Origin of the sequence: Pseudomonas sp. lyk4-R2A-10, from assembly GCF_030209075.1 — a bacterium.
Taxonomy (GTDB): domain Bacteria; phylum Pseudomonadota; class Gammaproteobacteria; order Pseudomonadales; family Pseudomonadaceae; genus Aquipseudomonas; species Aquipseudomonas glycinae.
This window is the reverse complement of the sequence record NZ_JARVSR010000015.1, coordinates 132426-148901: the sequence shown is the minus strand read 5'-3', so window position 1 is coordinate 148901 and position 16476 is coordinate 132426. Positions and strand designations below refer to the sequence as shown.

Sequence of the window (16476 nt, the reverse complement as noted above, 5' to 3'; positions counted from 1 at the left end):
AGCCCTCATTCCTTGACGCAATCGACGGTGTAGTGCCGCCCATTGCCCTCATCTTCGTGTTGCAGACCGTGCACATCGACCACGAACCCCGGAAACGTTGTGTCGAACGTGCGGGCAAACCTGAGGTATTCGATGATCGAGCGCGTGGATTCGGTAAAGCGTTCGCCAGGCATGATCAGCGGAATGCCCGGCGGGTACGGCACCAGCATCACCGCTGCCACCCGGCCTTCCAGCTCATCGATCGGCACCGCCTCGACTTCGCCGCGCACCAGTTGGTCGTAGGCGTGGGCCGGTTTCATGGCGATTTCCGGCAGCACCGTGTACATGCGCTTGAGGTGTCTGGCGGTGGCGTTGCTGCGGTAGCAGGCGTGGAGCTGATCGCACAGATCGCGCAGGCCCATGCCGCGATAGCGCACAGGATCTTCCTGGGCGACACACTTCAGGCAGGTGTCGAGGCTGACGTTGGCGTCGTAGCTGCGTTTGAACTCCAGCAGTTCGGTCAGCAGCGTGCTCCACTTGCCCTTGGTGATGCCCATGGAGAACAGCACCAGAAATGAATACAGACCGGTTTTCTCCACCACCAGCCCGCGCTCCCAGAGGAAACGGCTGACCACGGCCGCCGGAATGCCCTTGTCGCTCAAAGCGCCGCCAGCAGTCAGGCCCGGCATGACCAAAGTGACCTTGATCGGGTCGAGCAGTACGTAGTCGTCGCTGACCTCGCCGAAACCGTGCCAGTCCGCATCCGGTTGCAGCAGCCAGTCCTCGGTCTGCACACGATCGATGCCTTCGACGCCCGGTGGCTGCCAGATCGAGAACCACCAATCGTCGGCGGCGATGTGCTGACGCAGATTGGCCAGGGCCCGGCGAAAGCTCAGGGCTTCGTCGAAGGTCTCCTGCAACAGTGAGCGTCCGGCCGGGCCTTCCATCATCGCCGAGGCGACGTCCAGCGAAGCAATGATGCTGTACTGCGGCGACGTCGAGATGTGCATCATGAACGCTTCGTTGAACCGGTCGCGATCCAGTTGCCGCGCGCCGCCGTCCTGCACATGAATCATCGACGCCTGGCTGAACGCCGCCAGCAGTTTGTGGGTTGAATGGGTGGTGAACACCAGCGGACTGTCCTCGCTGCGCGAGGTGGCCATGCCGTAACGGCCGGCAAAGAATTCGTGAAACGCCGCATAGGCGTACCAGGCTTCGTCGAAATGCAGGACTTCGACGCTGTTGCCCAGACTCTGCTTGATCAGTTCGGCGTTGTAGCAGAGGCCGTCGTAGGTGGAGTTGGTGATCACCGCCAGTTTGACTTTCGGCTCGCGGCCCTCGGTCAAAGGGCTGGCGTCGATCTTGGCCTGGATCGATTCGCGGCTGAATTCACTGAGCGGGATCGGCCCGATGATCCCCAGCTCGTTGCGCTCCGGGCACAGGTACAGCGGAATCGCGCCGGTCATGATGATCGCGTGCAGCACCGACTTGTGGCAGTTGCGATCCACCAGCACCAGATCATCGCGCCCGACCATCGAGTGCCAGACGATCTTGTTGGCGGTCGAGGTGCCATTGATCACGAAAAAGGTGTGATCCGCGCCGAAATTGCGCGCGGCCCGCGCTTCCGCCTCGGCCAGCGGCCCGGTGTGATCGAGCAAGGAACCCAGCTCCGGCACCGAGACCGATAAATCGGAGCGCAGGGTGTTTTCCCCGAAGAACTGATGAAACGCCTGCCCCACCGGACTCTTGTGATAGGCCACCCCGCCGCCGTGACCGGGGGTGTGCCAGGAATAGTTGGAATCGGCGGTGTGCTGGACCAGCGCCTTGAAGAATGGCGGCAACAGGCCGTCCAGGTATTTGCGCGCTGCCCGCGCCACTTGTCGGGCGAGAAACGGCACGGTGTCTTCGAACAGGTAGAGAATGCCGCGTAACTGGTTGAGTTCGGCCATCGCATCGGCCGGGGCGTTTTCCAGGGTGACTTGCTCGCCGAGGGCAAAGATCGGCAGATCCGGCGCCCGCACCCGGGCCAGACCGATCAGTTCGGCCATGTTCTGCAACAGATGGGAGTTGGTGCTGGCGTCTTCGGCGGCGATCAGCATGCACGCCAGACCATGGTGGGTCGACGCCACGAGCCGGCCTTCGGTGTAGTCGGTGGCCGAAACGATACTGAAACCTTCCAGCTCCAGCTCTCGGGCAATGCCGCGGATGCGGTCACCGGCAACCGTGTCGGCCTTGATGTCGCGGTGGACGATCAACACCGGGAACTTCAAATCTTTGTACATGAGGCTCAGTGTCCTGAGGCGGCGGAGAGTGATCTGCCAATGTCCTCAGGTTAGAGGGTCGGAGCCGATGTGGCGAGGGTGGCCAGTTGTCAGTACTGCCAAAAACAAAGGATCGCCTGAACACGGCCTGGATGTTCGGGCGATCCTTTTTTGCCTTACGCCTGAGCTTCGGCTTCCAGCAACTGAGTCCACAGCGCGGGGGCGCCAGCTGACTTGGCGATGATTTCCAGGCGCACCTGGTGCTCGGCCAGCTCGGCTTCAGTGGCGCGAATGATTCGCCCCGGCTGACGATCTGCCGGCAGACGGCGGATTTCGGTGGCGGAGTTGTCCGCGCCCTCGCCCGTGCCATTGCCGTCGGAAGCGTTGCCGGCCAGCGACAGGCTGGTCTGGCCACCGGTCATGGTCAGGTAGACGTCGGCGAGAATCTCCGAGTCGAGCAAGGCGCCGTGCAGCTCACGACCGGAGTTGTCGACGCCGTAGCGTTTACACAGGGCATCGAGGCTGTTGCGCTGACCCGGGTGACGTTCCCGGGCCATCATCAGGGTGTCGAGGATCGTGCAGTGCTGCGTGATGTCCGCGCGATCGTGCTGGCCCATCAGGGCGAATTCGTTGTTGATGAAGCCAACGTCGAACGCCGCGTTATGGATGATCAGCTGCGCGCCGTTGATGAACTCGAAGAACTCGTCGGCCACTTCGGCGAAGCGCGGCTTGCCGACCAGGAACTCGTTGGTGATGCCGTGAACGGCAATCGCGCCTTCGTCACTCTCGCGATCCGGTTGCAGATAAACGTGAAAGTGCCGGCCCGTCAGACGTCGACCGATCAGCTCGACACAACCGATTTCGATAATCCGGTGGCCGTCGGTCACCGGCATGCCGGTGGTTTCGGTATCGAGTACAACGGATCTGGTGGCCATCAGTGTTCAGCTCTCAACGGGGTCAATCGTGCAAAAGCGGCGATGTTAACACGCTCGCCGGGAGTGTTTCAGCGAGAAGGATTCAGCTCTGCTTGTAACCGCGAACTTCATCCACCCCACGGTTGGCCAACTGGTCGGCGCGTTCGTTGCCGTGGTGGCCGATGTGGCCGCGGACCCATTTCCAGGTGACTTTGTGGCGGTTGACCTGCTCGTCGAGCGCTTTCCACAGATCGGCGTTTTTGACCGGCTCCTTGGCAGCGGTTTTCCAGCCGCGTTTCTTCCAGTTGGCCATCCACTCGTTGATGCCTTTCATCACGTATTGCGAGTCAGTCACCAGCAGCACTTCGCACGGACGCTTGAGGGCTTCCAGGCCGCGAATCGCGCCGAGCAGCTCCATGCGGTTGTTGGTGGTGTTGGCTTCGCCGCCCCACAGTTCCTTTTCAACACCCTTGCACACCAGCAAGGCGCCCCAGCCGCCGGGGCCGGGGTTGCCTTTACAGGCGCCGTCAGTGAACAGTTCTACGCTATCGACGCTTTCGCTCATGCCAGTCTATCCAGAAAAAATGCGTGGCCTCGCCGATCACGGATCGACGATGGCCAAGGCCGGGATATACCCGGCCATGAATAAAAGAAGGTTTACGGTTCGATGCGTCGGCGGTTGACCTTGGCCATCGGCAGCGGAATCAGCTTGCCCATCGGCTCGCGGCGTTCCTGACGCACCGGACGCAGGCCGACCACAATCTTGCGTGCGACCAGTAAATAGAAACCGCCGCCGGACAATTGCCAGTCACCGGCCTTGCGCTCCCAACCGGCCAGACGGGCCTGCCACTTGGGTGAAGCGAGCGGCGGACGATAGCACCCGAAGCGGCGTTTCTCCAGCGCAAAGCCCAGCAGGTTCAGCCAGTCTGCCACCCGTGACGGCGAGATGCAGCGCGCCTGACGCAACGCATCATGGGCGAACACATGGCGCAGCCCCCAGGTGCTCCAGGGGTTGATTCCGACGATCAGCAGATGCCCGCCAGGGCGCACGCTGCTGGCCGCTTCGCGCAGCAAGCCGTGGGGCGACAGGCAGAAATCCAGGCCGTGCTGCAACACCACCACATCGGCGGCGTGCTCGCTCAACGGCCAGGCTTGTTCTTCGCAGACGATTTCCACGCCCGGCAACGGCGCACCGAGCCGCACGTTGCGCTGCACCTGCGGCGCCGACGGCGGTGTTTCGGCGGACGGGCCGTAGTGCACCAGATAGCCGCCGAAGAACCGGCCCAGCTCGTCTTCGAGCATGCGCCGTTCTTCGTCCAGCAGAAATTGCCCGAGGGGGCCGGACAGCCATTCACGGGCTGCACCGATCAGCGCGAGCCAGTCAGGATCGGCCTGAGCGAACGCTTTATCGATCATTGCATTCTCCAACACGCCAGGAACCTCTAAGATGCGCCAATGTTACCCGCTTGGCGAATTCGACGATGATACAGATCAGTGCCCTGCCCGCCTTCACCGACAACTACATCTGGTTGTTACAGGATCATGCCACCCAGCGTTGTGCAGTGGTCGACCCAGGCGATGCCGCCCCGGTGCAGGCGTGGCTCGACGCGCATCCGGGCTGGGTGCTCGGCGACATCCTCATCACTCACCATCACCACGACCATGTCGGCGGCGTCGAGACGCTGAAGAAGGCCACCGGCGCCACGGTCTACGGACCGGCCAGCGAAAGCATTCCGGGGCGGGACGTGGCTCTCAAGGACAACGACACGGTGCGCGTGCTCGGCTGGGACTTCGATGTCTATGCCGTTCCTGGCCACACCCTCGGACACATCGCCTACTACCATCACGGCCTGCTGTTTTGCGGTGACACCCTGTTCGCTGCCGGCTGCGGCCGTCTGTTCGAAGGCACGCCGCAACAAATGCACCAGTCGTTGAGCCGTCTGGCGGCGCTGCCGGAAGACACGCTGGTCTACTGCACCCACGAGTACACCCTGAGCAACCTGAAATTCGCTGCTGCCGTGGAGCCGGACAACCGGGACATCGCCGCCCGTCTGGAAAAAGTCACCCGGCAACGTGAGAACGGTGTCATGACCCTGCCCTCGACCCTTGCGCTGGAAAAACTCACAAACCCGTTTTTGCGCACCGGTGAAATATTAGTTACACAAAAAGTGGACGAACGGAACGGCCCTCAAAACCGGGCGCCGAGTGAGGTTTTTGCGGCTCTGCGGGCATGGAAAGATACGTTCTGAGTGGCTCGCCGCCTGGTACAAAAATTCTGAATGGTTGACCGCAGGGGGTGCGCTTTCTAGAATCGCCCGACATTTTTGCCCGGAACTTACTTCCAGCCAATGTCGTCATCCATACGTAAGTCCGTCAATTCAGATGCATTGACCCGCCTGGCGCAAGCCATCGCGGTGGCTGTGTCCGCCACGCTGGCGGGCTGTTCCAGCCATGCTCCGCAGACTGAAGCGACGCATACGCCGAACATTGCTGCGCGAGCCAAGCAGAAGCCCATCTGGTTGTCGGAAAAGCCCAGCCCGCAGGTACCTCAGGACATCTGGGAGCGCATGCGCAGTGGTTTCCAGCTGCAGGAAGGTCTGGGCGTGAACCCGCGCATCGAGCAACAGCGCCTGTGGTTCGCCAGTAACCCTTCCTTTCTCGAGAACGCCGGCGAACGCGGCAGCCTCTACATTCATTACATCGTCGAGCGCCTCGAAGAACGCAACATGCCGCTGGAACTGGCACTGCTGCCGGTCATCGAAAGCGCCTACAACCCGATGGCCTATTCCCGGGCCGACGCGGTGGGCCTCTGGCAGTTCATCCCTTCAACCGGGCGCTACTTCAACCTGCGTCAGACCCGCTTCTACGATGGCCGTCGCGACATCACTGCCTCGACCACGGCAGCGATGGACTACCTGACCCGCCTGCACGACATGTTCAACGGTGACTGGCTGCTGGCACTGGCCGCGTACAACGCCGGTGAAGGCACGGTCAGCCGCGCCATCGAGCGCAACGAAAAGCTCGGTCTGCCGACCGACTACTGGAACCTGCCACTGCCGGCGGAAACCCAGGCTTACGTGCCGAAACTGCTGGCGCTCTCGCAAGTGGTGCTGACGCCCGAAGCCTATGGCGTGAACCTCAACCCGATCGCCAACGAACCGTATTTCCAGGTCGTCGAAATCAACCAGCGCATGGACCTGTCCAAGGTCGCAGCGGTGGCCAACATCGACGAAGACGAGTTGTTCCAGCTCAATCCGGCGTTCAAGCAGCGCACCACCATCGACGGCCCGCAGCACCTGCTGGTGCCGACCTCGAAGGCGCAACTGCTGACCGCCAGCCTGCAGACCATGCGTCCTGAAGAGCTGATCAGCCCGCGTTCGCTGAAACCGGTGTTCGAAGGCGCCGATCCAAGCGAGATCGCCCAGGCCAAGCGCGCCTATCGGGTCAAGCGCGGCGACAACCTCGGCTCCATCGCCAAGGCCAACAAGGTCGAGGTCAAGGACCTGCAACGCTGGAACAAGCTGACCGGCAAGAACCTCAAGGTCGGCCAGACCCTGGTCATGCAGGACACCACCAAACGCACCCCGACGCGTAACAGTGGCGGGCGCATCAATACGGTCATCGCGGCCAACAGCAAGACCAGCAGCAAGGCCAAAGACAAGGACGACACCAAACAGCAGACCCAGTACAAGGTCAAACGTGGCGACACGCTGTACGTGGTGGCCAAACGCTTCAACGTCGAGATGCAACACCTCAAGCGCTGGAATCCGGGCGCCGGCAAGGCGCTCAAGCCTGGGCAGATGCTCACGGTCTACCAGCCGCACTGACCAAGAGCCCCTGAATTTCAGGGGCTTTTTTTCGCCTGTCATTTTTTGATATTTCCGTAGATCGGCGCAGACAGCTCCCACAATTAACCGCGCATTAAGCCCCTGTCTTTTTCCTGTCCATACAAGCTGTTACTGTACGGCCCACAAAGCCCAAGCCGCCTGGATCGGATCTGACTTGAAGCGTCCCCTCCTCCTGCTCCTGATCAGCCTGGCCTTGAGCTCCCCCGTCAGCGCGACGATCACCGAAAGCCACGGTTATGCGCAGTTCGGCACGCTCAAGTACCCGGCCAGATTTACCCACTTCGACTGGGTCAACCCGCAAGCGCCCAAGGGCGGCACCTTGCGGGTGATGGCGTTTGGCACCTTCGATACGCTCAACCCCTACACCTTCAAGGGCACCAGCCCGGTTACCACCCCCAATTTCCTGCAGTACGGCATCAACGAGCTCAACGAGCCACTGATGGTCGGCACCGGGCAATACGCGCCGTCCGGGGACGAACCAGCATCCAGTTACGGCTTGATCGCCCAATCGGTGGAGTACAGCGAAGATCGCAGTTGGGTGGTGTTCAATCTGCGCCCGCAAGCGCATTTCCACGACGGCACACCGATCACCGCGTACGACGTGGCGTTTTCCTATCGCCTGCTGCTCAAGGAAGGTCACCCGCTGTATCGCACCGCCCTTCAGGAAGTGCTGCGGGTCGATATCCTCAATCCGCAGCGCATCCGGTTTGTGCTCAAGCGCAGCGGCAATCCGTTGCTGATCCTGCGTCTGGGCGAATTGCCGGTGCTGCCCCAGCATTACTGGAAGGGCCGCGACTTCAAGGCCACCACCTTCGAGCCGCCGCTGGGCAGCGGGCCGTATCGCATTACCTCGGTCACGCCGGGGCGGCAGTTGATTTTCGAGCGGGTCAAGGACTACTGGGGCAAGGACCTGCCGGTCAATCGCGGCAAGTACAACGTCGACCGCATGGAAGTCGAGTTCTACCGCGACAGCGATGTGGCCTTCGAAGCGTTCAAGGCCGGCGAGTTCGACATCTATATCGAGCATCAGGCCAAGAACTGGGCCAACGGCTACAACTTCCCGGCGATCCGTCGCGGCGACGTGATCAAGGCGCAGATCCCGCACCAGATCCCGACCCAGAGCCAGGGCCTGTTCATGAACACCCGGCGCCCGGCCTTTGCCGATATCAAAGTGCGCGAAGCGCTGGGCCTGATGTTCGACTTCGAATGGACCAATCGCGCGCTGTTCAGCGACGCCTACAAGCGCACCACCAGCTACTACCCCAACAGCGAGTTCAGCGCCGTCGGCCTGCCGGTCGGCCATGAATGGCTGATGCTCAAGCCGTACAAGGATCAACTGCCGGCGCGCCTGTTCACCGAGCCGTTCACGCTGCCGCAGACAGACGGGCGCGGCATTCCCCGGGAAACCATGCGCAAAGCCCTGGCGCTGCTGGCCGAGGCCGGCTGGAAGCTCAACGGCCAGCGCCTGCAGAACGCCGCCGGCCAGCCGCTGCGGTTCGAGCTGCTGCTGGTCAATCCGAACCTTGAACGAATCCTTCAGCCGTACATCGAGAACCTCAACAGCATCGGCGTCGACGCGCGCCTGCGCACGGTGGATCGCGCCCAGTACAAACAGCGTCTGGACCAGTTCGATTTCGACATGATCCTGATGACCCTCAACCAGACTCTCAGCCCGGGGCTGGAACAATGGCAGTACTTCCACTCCAGCCAGGTCGGGGTCAAGGGCAGCAAGAATTACGCGGGCATCGCCAACCCGGTGGTCGATCATCTGCTCGAGCAACTGCTCGCCGCCCGCACCCGCGATGAACAGGTCGCCGCCGGCAAGGCGCTCGACCGCGTGCTGCTCTGGCAGCACTACAGCATTCCCAACTGGTACCTCAATTATCACCGTCTGGCGTACCGCAACCGGTTCGCCTTCGTCACTACGCCGCCCTACACCCTGGGCCTGAGCGCGTGGTGGCTGAAATCTTCGGAGAAAGATCGATGAAGCCTATCCGCGCCCTGCTTGTGCAGGCCAGCGGTCTGCTGTTCGCCGGGCTGGCCTGTGCCGCCCCGCAACACGCCGTGACCCTGTACAACGAGCCGCCGAAATACCCCGCCGACTTCAAGCACTTCGATTACGTGAACCCCGACGCGCCCAAGGGCGGGATCTTCCGCCAGGCCGGCTTCGGCGGTTTCGACAGCCTCAACCCGTTCATCAGCAAAGGTGTGCCGGCGGACGATATCGGCCTGATCTACGACACCCTGGCCAAACAGGGGCTGGACGAGCCGTTCACCGAATACGGTCTGATCGCCAGCCAGATCGAAAAGGCCCCCGACAACAGCTGGGTACGCTTCTATCTGCGGCCCGAAGCGAAATTCCACGACGGTCACCCGGTACGTGCCGACGACGTGGTATTCAGCTTCCAGACCCTGACCAAAGAAGGCGCGCCGATGTATCGCGGCTACTATGCCGACGTTGAAGAAGTGATCGCCGAAGACCCGCTCAAGGTGCTGTTCAAGTTCAAGCACACCAACAACCGCGAGTTGCCGCTGATCCTCGGTCAGTTGCCGGTGCTGCCGAAGCACTGGTGGGCCGAGCGTGATTTCAACAAGGGCAACCTGGAAATCCCCTTGGGCAGCGGCCCGTACAAGGTCACCCAAGTGAAGGCCGGACGCTCGGTGCGTTATGAGCGGGTCAAGGACTACTGGGGCAAGGACCTGCCGGTCAATCGCGGCTTCTACAACTTCGACGTGATGACCACCGACTATTACCGCGACAACACCGTCGCGCTGGAAGCGTTGAAAGCCGGGCAATTCGATTACTGGCTGGAAATGGCCGCGAAAAACTGGGCCAACGCCTACAACGTGCCGGCAGTGACCGAGGGGCGACTGATCAAGGAACAGATTGCCAACAGCAACCCGACCGGCATGCAGGGCTTCGTCTTCAACTTGCGCCGGCCGGTGTTTCAGGACGTGCGGGTACGCCAGGCCCTCGGCCTGCTGTTCGACTTCGAATGGACCAACAAGCAATTGTTCAACGGCGCTTATGCGCGCACCCGCAGTTACTTCGAAAACTCGGAAATGGCCGCCACCGGCCTGCCTGATGCAGAGCAGGTAGCAATCCTCGATCCATTCCGCAGCCAGCTGCCGGCGCAGGTGTTCAGCGAAGCCTTCGAGAATCCGAAAACCGACGCCAGTGGCATGATCCGCGCACAACAGCGTGAGGCGTATCAGTTGCTGCAAGAGGCCGGCTGGAAAATTGTCGACGACAAAATGGTCGACGCCACCGGCAAACCGGTGGTCATCGAATTCCTGCTGGCGCAAACCGAATTCGAGCGCGTGCTGTTGCCGTTCAAGCGCAACCTCAGCGACCTCGGCATCGATCTGGTGATCCGCCGCGTGGACGTATCGCAATACGTCAATCGAGTGCGTTCGCGGGATTTCGACATGATGGTCGGCAGCTTCCCGCAGTCCAACTCGCCGGGCAACGAGCAGCGCGAATTCTGGATGAGCGCCGCGGCAGACAAACCCAGCAGCCGCAATTCGATGGGCCTCAAGGACCCGGTGGTCGATCACCTGGTGGAAAGCCTGATCAACGCTGATTCGCGCAAGAGCCTGGTGGCCCACGCCCGTGCTCTGGACCGTGTGCTGCAATGGGGCTACTACGTGATCCCCAACTGGCACATCAAGACCTGGCGCGTGGCGTACTGGAACCACATCGGCCACCCTAAAGTCTCCCCCAAGTACGACATCGGCATTAACACCTGGTGGGTCAAACCCGATGCGAAACCTGCGGTAGAAGTCGAAACCCAACTGCAAGCCGACCCTGCGGGCACGGAGTAATCAGATGCTGGCGTACATTTTTCGGCGACTGCTGCTGATCATCCCGACCCTGTTCGGCATTCTGCTGATCAACTTCGTGATCATCCAGGCCGCGCCCGGCGGGCCGGTGGAACAGATGATCGCCAAGCTCGAAGGCTTCGAAGGCGCCACCAGCCGCATCGCCGGCGGCGGTGCCGAGGTGTCGGTGGCCGGCTCCTCCTATCGCGGCGCGCAGGGCCTTGACCCGGCGCTGATCAAGGAAATCGAGAAGATGTACGGGTTCGACAAGTCGGCCCCGGAACGCCTGTGGATCATGGTCAAGAACTACGCCCGGCTGGATTTCGGCGACAGCTTCTTCCGCGACGCCAAGGTCATCGACCTGATCAAGGAGAAGATGCCGGTGTCGATCTCCCTGGGGCTGTGGAGCACGCTGATCATGTACCTGGTGTCGATCCCGCTGGGGATCGCCAAGGCCACGCGGCACGGCAGCCATTTCGACGTCTGGACCAGTTCGGCGATCATCGTCGGTTATGCGATCCCGGCATTCCTGTTTGCGATTTTGCTGATCGTGGTGTTTGCCGGCGGCAGTTACCTGGACTGGTTTCCTTTACGCGGACTGACCTCGAACAACTTCGATGAGCTGAGCCTGGGCGGCAAGATCCTCGATTACTTCTGGCACCTGGCGCTGCCGGTGACGGCGCTGGTAATCGGCAACTTCGCGACCATGACCCTGCTGACCAAAAACAGCTTCCTCGACGAAATCAACAAGCAGTACGTGGTCACCGCCAAGGCCAAGGGCCTGACCCGCCACCGCGTGCTCTACGGCCATGTGTTCCGCAATGCGATGCTGCTGGTGATCGCCGGTTTCCCGTCGGCGTTTATCGGCATCTTCTTCACCGGATCGTTGCTGGTGGAAGTGATCTTCTCCCTCGACGGCCTCGGCCTGATGAGTTTCGAAGCGGCGATCAACCGCGATTACCCGGTGGTGTTCGGCACCCTGTTCATCTTCACCCTGCTGGGGCTGGTGGTGAAACTGATCGGCGACCTCACCTACACCCTGGTCGATCCGCGCATCGACTTTGCCAGCCGGGAGCATTGAGATGAACCTGTCCCCTCTCAACCGCCGGCGCTTCGAACTGTTCAAGGCCAACAAGCGTGGCTGGTGGTCGTTGTGGCTGTTTTTGATCCTGTTCGGCCTGAGCCTCGGTGCCGAGCTGATCGCCAACGACAAGCCGCTGGTGGTGCATTACGACAACAACTGGTATTTCCCGGCGATCAAGCGCTACCCGGAAACCACCTTCGGCGGCGAATTCCCGCTGGAAGCCAATTACAAGAGCCCGTACATCCGCGAACTGCTCAAGGCCAAGGACGCATGGGTACTGTGGGCGCCGATTCCGTTCAGCTACCAGAGCATCAACTACGACCTGAAAGTCCCGGCTCCCGCCCCGCCGTCGGCGGTCAACCTGTTGGGCACCGACGATCAGGGCCGCGATGTGCTGGCGCGGGTCATCTACGGCTTCCGGGTGTCGGTGCTGTTTGCCCTGACGCTGACCGTGCTCAGCTCGATCATCGGCGTGATCGCCGGCGCCTTGCAGGGCTTCTATGGTGGCTGGGTCGATCTGGCCGGCCAGCGTTTCCTGGAGATCTGGTCGGGCTTGCCGGTGCTGTACCTGCTGATCATCCTCGCCAGTTTCGTCCAGCCGAACTTCTGGTGGCTGCTGGGCATCATGCTGTTGTTCTCGTGGATGAGCCTGGTGGACGTGGTGCGCGCCGAGTTCCTGCGCGGGCGCAACCTCGAATACGTGCGCGCAGCCCGGGCGCTGGGCATGCAGAATGGCGCGATCATGTTCCGCCACATCCTGCCCAACGCCATGGTTTCGACCATGACCTTCATGCCATTCATCCTGACCGGCGCCATCGGCACCCTCACCGCGCTGGACTTCCTCGGTTTCGGCTTGCCGGCCGGCAGTCCGTCGCTGGGTGAACTGGTGGCCCAGGGCAAATCCAACCTGCAAGCGCCGTGGCTGGGCATGAGTGCGTTTGCGGTGCTGGCGCTGATGTTGAGTCTGCTGGTGTTCATCGGCGAGTCCGCTCGCGATGCCTTCGACCCGAGGAAGTGAAATGAATCAGGACAATCTGATCGAAGTGCGCGACCTCGCCGTCGAATTCGGTTTCGGCGAGCGTGTGCACCGGGTCGTGGAAGGCGTGAGTTTCGACATCAAGCGCGGTGAAACCCTCGCGTTGGTCGGCGAATCCGGCTCGGGCAAATCGGTGACCGCGCACTCGATCCTGCGCTTGCTGCCCTACCCGCTGGCGCGGCATCCGGCCGGCAGCATCAATTACTCCGGGCAGAACCTGCTGGAACTGGGCGAAAAGACCATCCGTCACATTCGCGGCAACCGGATCGCAATGATCTTTCAGGAGCCGATGACCTCGCTCAACCCGCTGCACTCGATCGAGAAGCAGATCAACGAGGTGCTGGGCATCCACAAGGGCCTGACCGGCAAAGTCGCGACCAAGCGTACGCTGGAGTTGCTGGAGATGGTCGGCATCCCCGAGCCGCACAAGCGCCTCAAGGCCCTGCCCCACGAATTGTCCGGCGGCCAGCGTCAGCGGGTGATGATCGCCATGGCCTTGGCCAACGAGCCGGAACTGCTGATCGCCGACGAACCGACCACTGCGCTGGACGTGACCGTTCAGCTGAAAATCCTCGACCTGCTCAAGGAATTGCAGGCCCGATTAGGCATGGCGCTGTTACTGATCAGTCACGATTTGAACCTCGTGCGAAGAATTGCGCATCGTGTATGTGTCATGCAGCGCGGTTGCATCGTCGAACAGGCATCGTGCGAAGAGCTGTTCCGTTCGCCGCAGCATCCGTACACTCGGGAACTGCTTGGCGCGGAGCCCAGCGGAGGCCCGGCGAGCAATAAAATCGGGGCGCCGCTGCTTGAAGTCGAGGATCTGAAAGTCTGGTTCCCGATCAAGAAAGGCCTGCTCAAGCGCACGGTGGATCACGTCAAGGCAGTGGACGGCATCAATTTCAGCCTGCCTCAGGGTCAGACCCTGGGGATTGTGGGGGAAAGCGGTTCCGGCAAATCCACCCTCGGACTGGCGATCCTGCGGTTGATCGGCAGCAAAGGTGCGATCCGTTTTGAAGGCAAGCAGCTAGACTGCCTGACGCAAAGCGAAGTCCGGCCGTTGCGCCGGGAGATGCAGGTGGTGTTTCAGGATCCGTTTGGCAGCCTGAGCCCGCGAATGTGCGTGAATGACATCGTTGGCGAAGGTCTGCGGATCCACAGGATGGGCACCGCCGCCGAGCAGGAAGCGGCAATTATTGCGGCATTGAAGGAGGTAGGTCTGGATCCGGAAACCCGGCACCGCTACCCCCACGAATTTTCCGGTGGGCAACGGCAGCGAATTGCCATCGCCCGGGCCCTGGTGCTCAAACCGGCGCTGATCCTGCTGGACGAGCCGACTTCGGCCCTCGACCGGACGGTGCAGCGGCAAGTGGTGGAGCTGTTGCGTTCACTGCAAGCCAAGTACAACCTGACGTATTTGTTCATCAGCCATGACCTGGCTGTCGTCAAAGCGCTGAGCCACCAGCTGATGGTGGTCAAGCATGGCCAAGTGGTCGAACAGGGAGACGCGCAAAGTATCTTTGCCGCCCCCCAACATCCGTATACACAGCAGTTGCTGGAGGCCGCTTTCCTGGCACCAGCCACTGCGCAATAACCTGAAAGAGGAGCAACACATGGGTTTTCTCGCCGGTAAGCGCGTACTGATCGTCGGTGTCGCCAGCAAGCTGTCCATCGCATCCGGCATCGCTGCCGCCATGCATCGCGAGGGCGCTGAGCTTGCCTTCACTTATCAGAACGACAAACTGAAAGGTCGCGTCGAAGAGTTCGCACAGGGCTGGGGTTCGAGCCCTGAGCTGTGCTTCCCGTGCGACGTGGCCAGCGATGAAGAAATCGCCAAGGTCTTCGAAGAACTGAGCAAGAAGTGGGACGGCCTGGACTGCATCGTGCACTCCGTCGGCTTCGCCCCGGGCGACCAACTGGACGGCGACTTCACCGAAGCCACCACCCGTGAAGGCTTCCGCATCGCTCACGACATCAGCGCCTACAGCTTCGTGGCCCTGGCCAAAGCTGGCCGTGAAATGATGAAAGGCCGCAACGGCAGCCTGCTGACCCTGTCGTACCTGGGCGCCGAGCGCACCATGCCGAATTACAACGTGATGGGCATGGCCAAGGCTTCGCTGGAAGCCGGCGTGCGTTACCTGGCCGGCTCCCTGGGCCCGGACGGTACTCGCGTCAACTGCGTATCGGCTGGCCCGATCCGCACCCTGGCAGCTTCCGGCATCAAGAACTTCCGCAAGATGCTGGCCGCCAACGAAGCGCAAACCCCGCTGCGCCGCAACGTCACCATCGAAGAAGTCGGCAACGCCGGCGCCTTCCTGTGCTCCGACCTGGCGTCGGGCATCAGCGGTGAAATCATGTACGTGGACGGCGGCTTCAACACCACCGCCATGGGCAACATCGAAGAGTAATCTTCGCGCTGCCGATAAAAAGCCCGCCTATTCAGGCGGGCTTTTTCATGCCTGCGATTTCGTTAACATCGTCTTTTTCTGTGGGAGCCAGCCTGCTGGCGATGGGTTCGCACTAACAACGCTTCAACGCCTGCTTGTGCTCATACATCGCTGCATCCGCATCCGCCAGCAGCTTATCCACGGAGTCATGGCGCTGCGGGTTGTATTCGATCTGGCCGACGCTGAAGCGAATCGCGTAACCCCGGTGCAACGTGGCATTGCGTTCTTCGAGGATTTCCTTGAGTCGCGCCATGATCGCCGTGGTTTCGACGTGGCTTGAGCCGGTCAGCAACGCCACGAACTCATCACCGCCCAGCCGTCCCACCACATCGCTTTCGCGAAAGGCGATGCGCAGCACATCGGCGAAGGTCTTGAGCGCGCTGTCGCCCTCGGCGTGCCCATAAAGATCGTTGATCTGCTTGAAATCATTGAGGTCAAAAAACAGCAGCGTCGCCGGTTTTTCCAGCCGTGCGCAGGCGTCCAGCGCATGCTGGGCCAGCATCTTGAAGCCGCGACGATTGGACAGCAGCGTCAGCTCGTCCATGCTCGCCATCTGCACGGCCATCAGTTCCTGCTCGGCCATGCCGGCCAGATCGCGCAGCAGGGCGCGCTCCTCGTCGTCGAGATCGCGGGGTTTGGTGTCGATCAGGCACAAGGTGCCCATCTTGTTGCCGCTGGGTACGGTCAGCGGATAACCGGCGTAGAACCGGATGTTCGGCTCCCCGGTAACCAAAGGGTTGTCGTGGAAACGCTCGTCCTCTCGGGCGTCAGGTACCAGCATGAGCTCGTCCCTGAGAATCGCATGGCCACAGAATGAAACAGAGCGTGGCGTTTCGGTCGTGTCCAGACCCACGCAGGACTTGAACCATTGCCGCTCCTTATCCACCAGTGTGACCAGTGCGATCGGCACGTTGAACAGACGCTTGGCCAGTCGCGTCAGCCGGTCGAAGCGCTCCTCCGGTGCGGTGTCGAGCAGCTTCAGATCCTGCAACGCTTGAATACGGACAGCTTCATTGGCGGGTTTGCCGGGTACCAGCATCACACACTCCTTTGTCGTCGATGCCTTTGAGCGTAGCCCGAATCAG

The 16476-nt window shown here is 61.4% G+C and carries 13 protein-coding genes; 8 read left to right on the top strand and 5 right to left on the bottom strand.

The window, feature by feature from the left end; genetic code table 11:
- Positions 1-5 precede the first annotated feature (5 nt).
- From QRN46_RS25855 to QRN46_RS25840, 4 genes are all read right to left on the bottom strand, one after another.
- Complete coding sequence (locus QRN46_RS25855; RefSeq protein ID WP_285358121.1) at positions 6-2261, bottom strand: Orn/Lys/Arg family decarboxylase; 2256 nt, start codon at positions 2259-2261, stop codon at positions 6-8.
- Positions 2262-2416: 155 nt separating this feature from the next.
- A complete protein-coding gene (gene dnaQ, locus QRN46_RS25850; RefSeq protein ID WP_011333616.1) occupies positions 2417-3175 on the bottom strand; it encodes a DNA polymerase III subunit epsilon in 759 nt (252 codons plus the stop codon).
- An 82-nt stretch (positions 3176-3257) separates the two neighbouring features.
- Positions 3258-3719 carry a ribonuclease HI gene (gene rnhA / locus QRN46_RS25845; protein WP_011333615.1) on the bottom strand — a complete coding sequence of 154 codons (462 nt, stop codon included), beginning with the start codon at positions 3717-3719 and terminating at the stop codon, positions 3258-3260.
- A 92-nt stretch (positions 3720-3811) separates the two neighbouring features.
- On the bottom strand, positions 3812-4570 hold the full coding sequence (locus QRN46_RS25840) for a methyltransferase domain-containing protein (protein ID WP_007956935.1): 759 nt from the start codon (positions 4568-4570) through the stop codon (positions 3812-3814).
- A gap of 65 nt (positions 4571-4635) precedes the next feature.
- On the opposite strand from QRN46_RS25840, the gene gloB reads away from it, so the two are divergent.
- From gloB to fabI, 8 genes are all read left to right on the top strand, one after another.
- Positions 4636-5403, top strand: a complete 768-nt coding sequence (gene gloB, locus QRN46_RS25835) for a hydroxyacylglutathione hydrolase (RefSeq protein ID WP_236197186.1) — start codon at positions 4636-4638, stop codon at positions 5401-5403.
- 99 nt (positions 5404-5502) lie between these two features.
- Positions 5503-6981 carry a transglycosylase SLT domain-containing protein gene (locus QRN46_RS25830; protein ID WP_064382288.1) on the top strand — a complete coding sequence of 493 codons (1479 nt, stop codon included), beginning with the start codon at positions 5503-5505 and terminating at the stop codon, positions 6979-6981.
- A gap of 175 nt (positions 6982-7156) precedes the next feature.
- Positions 7157-8989 (top strand): extracellular solute-binding protein, encoded by a 1833-nt coding sequence (locus tag QRN46_RS25825; RefSeq protein WP_285358116.1) that lies wholly within the window; start codon positions 7157-7159, stop codon positions 8987-8989.
- Positions 8986-10827, top strand: a complete 1842-nt coding sequence (locus QRN46_RS25820; protein ID WP_285358114.1) for an extracellular solute-binding protein — start codon at positions 8986-8988, stop codon at positions 10825-10827. Before QRN46_RS25825 ends, QRN46_RS25820 begins: the two co-directional genes overlap by 4 nt.
- A 4-nt stretch (positions 10828-10831) precedes the next feature.
- Positions 10832-11905: a microcin C ABC transporter permease YejB gene (locus QRN46_RS25815; RefSeq protein ID WP_039770815.1), complete on the top strand. Its 1074-nt coding sequence runs from the start codon at positions 10832-10834 to the stop codon at positions 11903-11905.
- Between the two features lies 1 nt (position 11906).
- Positions 11907-12926, top strand: a complete 1020-nt coding sequence (locus QRN46_RS25810; protein ID WP_221533088.1) for an ABC transporter permease — start codon at positions 11907-11909, stop codon at positions 12924-12926.
- Position 12927: 1 nt separating this feature from the next.
- Positions 12928-14538 (top strand): ABC transporter ATP-binding protein, encoded by a 1611-nt coding sequence (locus tag QRN46_RS25805; RefSeq protein ID WP_285358110.1) that lies wholly within the window; start codon positions 12928-12930, stop codon positions 14536-14538.
- Between the two features lie 19 nt (positions 14539-14557).
- A complete protein-coding gene (gene fabI / locus QRN46_RS25800; protein ID WP_003202751.1) occupies positions 14558-15352 on the top strand; it encodes an enoyl-ACP reductase FabI in 795 nt (264 codons plus the stop codon).
- Positions 15353-15464: 112 nt separating this feature from the next.
- Here the strand turns inward: fabI and QRN46_RS25795 are convergent, their stop codons facing one another.
- Positions 15465-16430, bottom strand: coding sequence for a sensor domain-containing diguanylate cyclase (locus QRN46_RS25795; RefSeq protein WP_285358106.1), 966 nt, complete (start codon positions 16428-16430; stop codon positions 15465-15467).
- Between the last annotated feature and the right edge of the window lie 46 nt (positions 16431-16476).

Coding starts and splice junctions, on each gene's coding strand:
- QRN46_RS25855 (WP_285358121.1), bottom strand. CDS start 2,261: ATGTACAAAGATTTGAAGTTCCCGGTGTTGATCGTCCACCGCGACATC.
- dnaQ (WP_011333616.1), bottom strand. CDS start 3,175: ATGGCCACCAGATCCGTTGTACTCGATACCGAAACCACCGGCATGCCG.
- rnhA (WP_011333615.1), bottom strand. CDS start 3,719: ATGAGCGAAAGCGTCGATAGCGTAGAACTGTTCACTGACGGCGCCTGT.
- QRN46_RS25840 (WP_007956935.1), bottom strand. CDS start 4,570: ATGATCGATAAAGCGTTCGCTCAGGCCGATCCTGACTGGCTCGCGCTG.
- gloB (WP_236197186.1), top strand. CDS start 4,636: ATGATACAGATCAGTGCCCTGCCCGCCTTCACCGACAACTACATCTGG.
- QRN46_RS25830 (WP_064382288.1), top strand. CDS start 5,503: ATGTCGTCATCCATACGTAAGTCCGTCAATTCAGATGCATTGACCCGC.
- QRN46_RS25820 (WP_285358114.1), top strand. CDS start 8,986: ATGAAGCCTATCCGCGCCCTGCTTGTGCAGGCCAGCGGTCTGCTGTTC.
- QRN46_RS25815 (WP_039770815.1), top strand. CDS start 10,832: ATGCTGGCGTACATTTTTCGGCGACTGCTGCTGATCATCCCGACCCTG.
- QRN46_RS25810 (WP_221533088.1), top strand. CDS start 11,907: ATGAACCTGTCCCCTCTCAACCGCCGGCGCTTCGAACTGTTCAAGGCC.
- QRN46_RS25805 (WP_285358110.1), top strand. CDS start 12,928: ATGAATCAGGACAATCTGATCGAAGTGCGCGACCTCGCCGTCGAATTC.
- fabI (WP_003202751.1), top strand. CDS start 14,558: ATGGGTTTTCTCGCCGGTAAGCGCGTACTGATCGTCGGTGTCGCCAGC.
- QRN46_RS25795 (WP_285358106.1), bottom strand. CDS start 16,430: ATGCTGGTACCCGGCAAACCCGCCAATGAAGCTGTCCGTATTCAAGCG.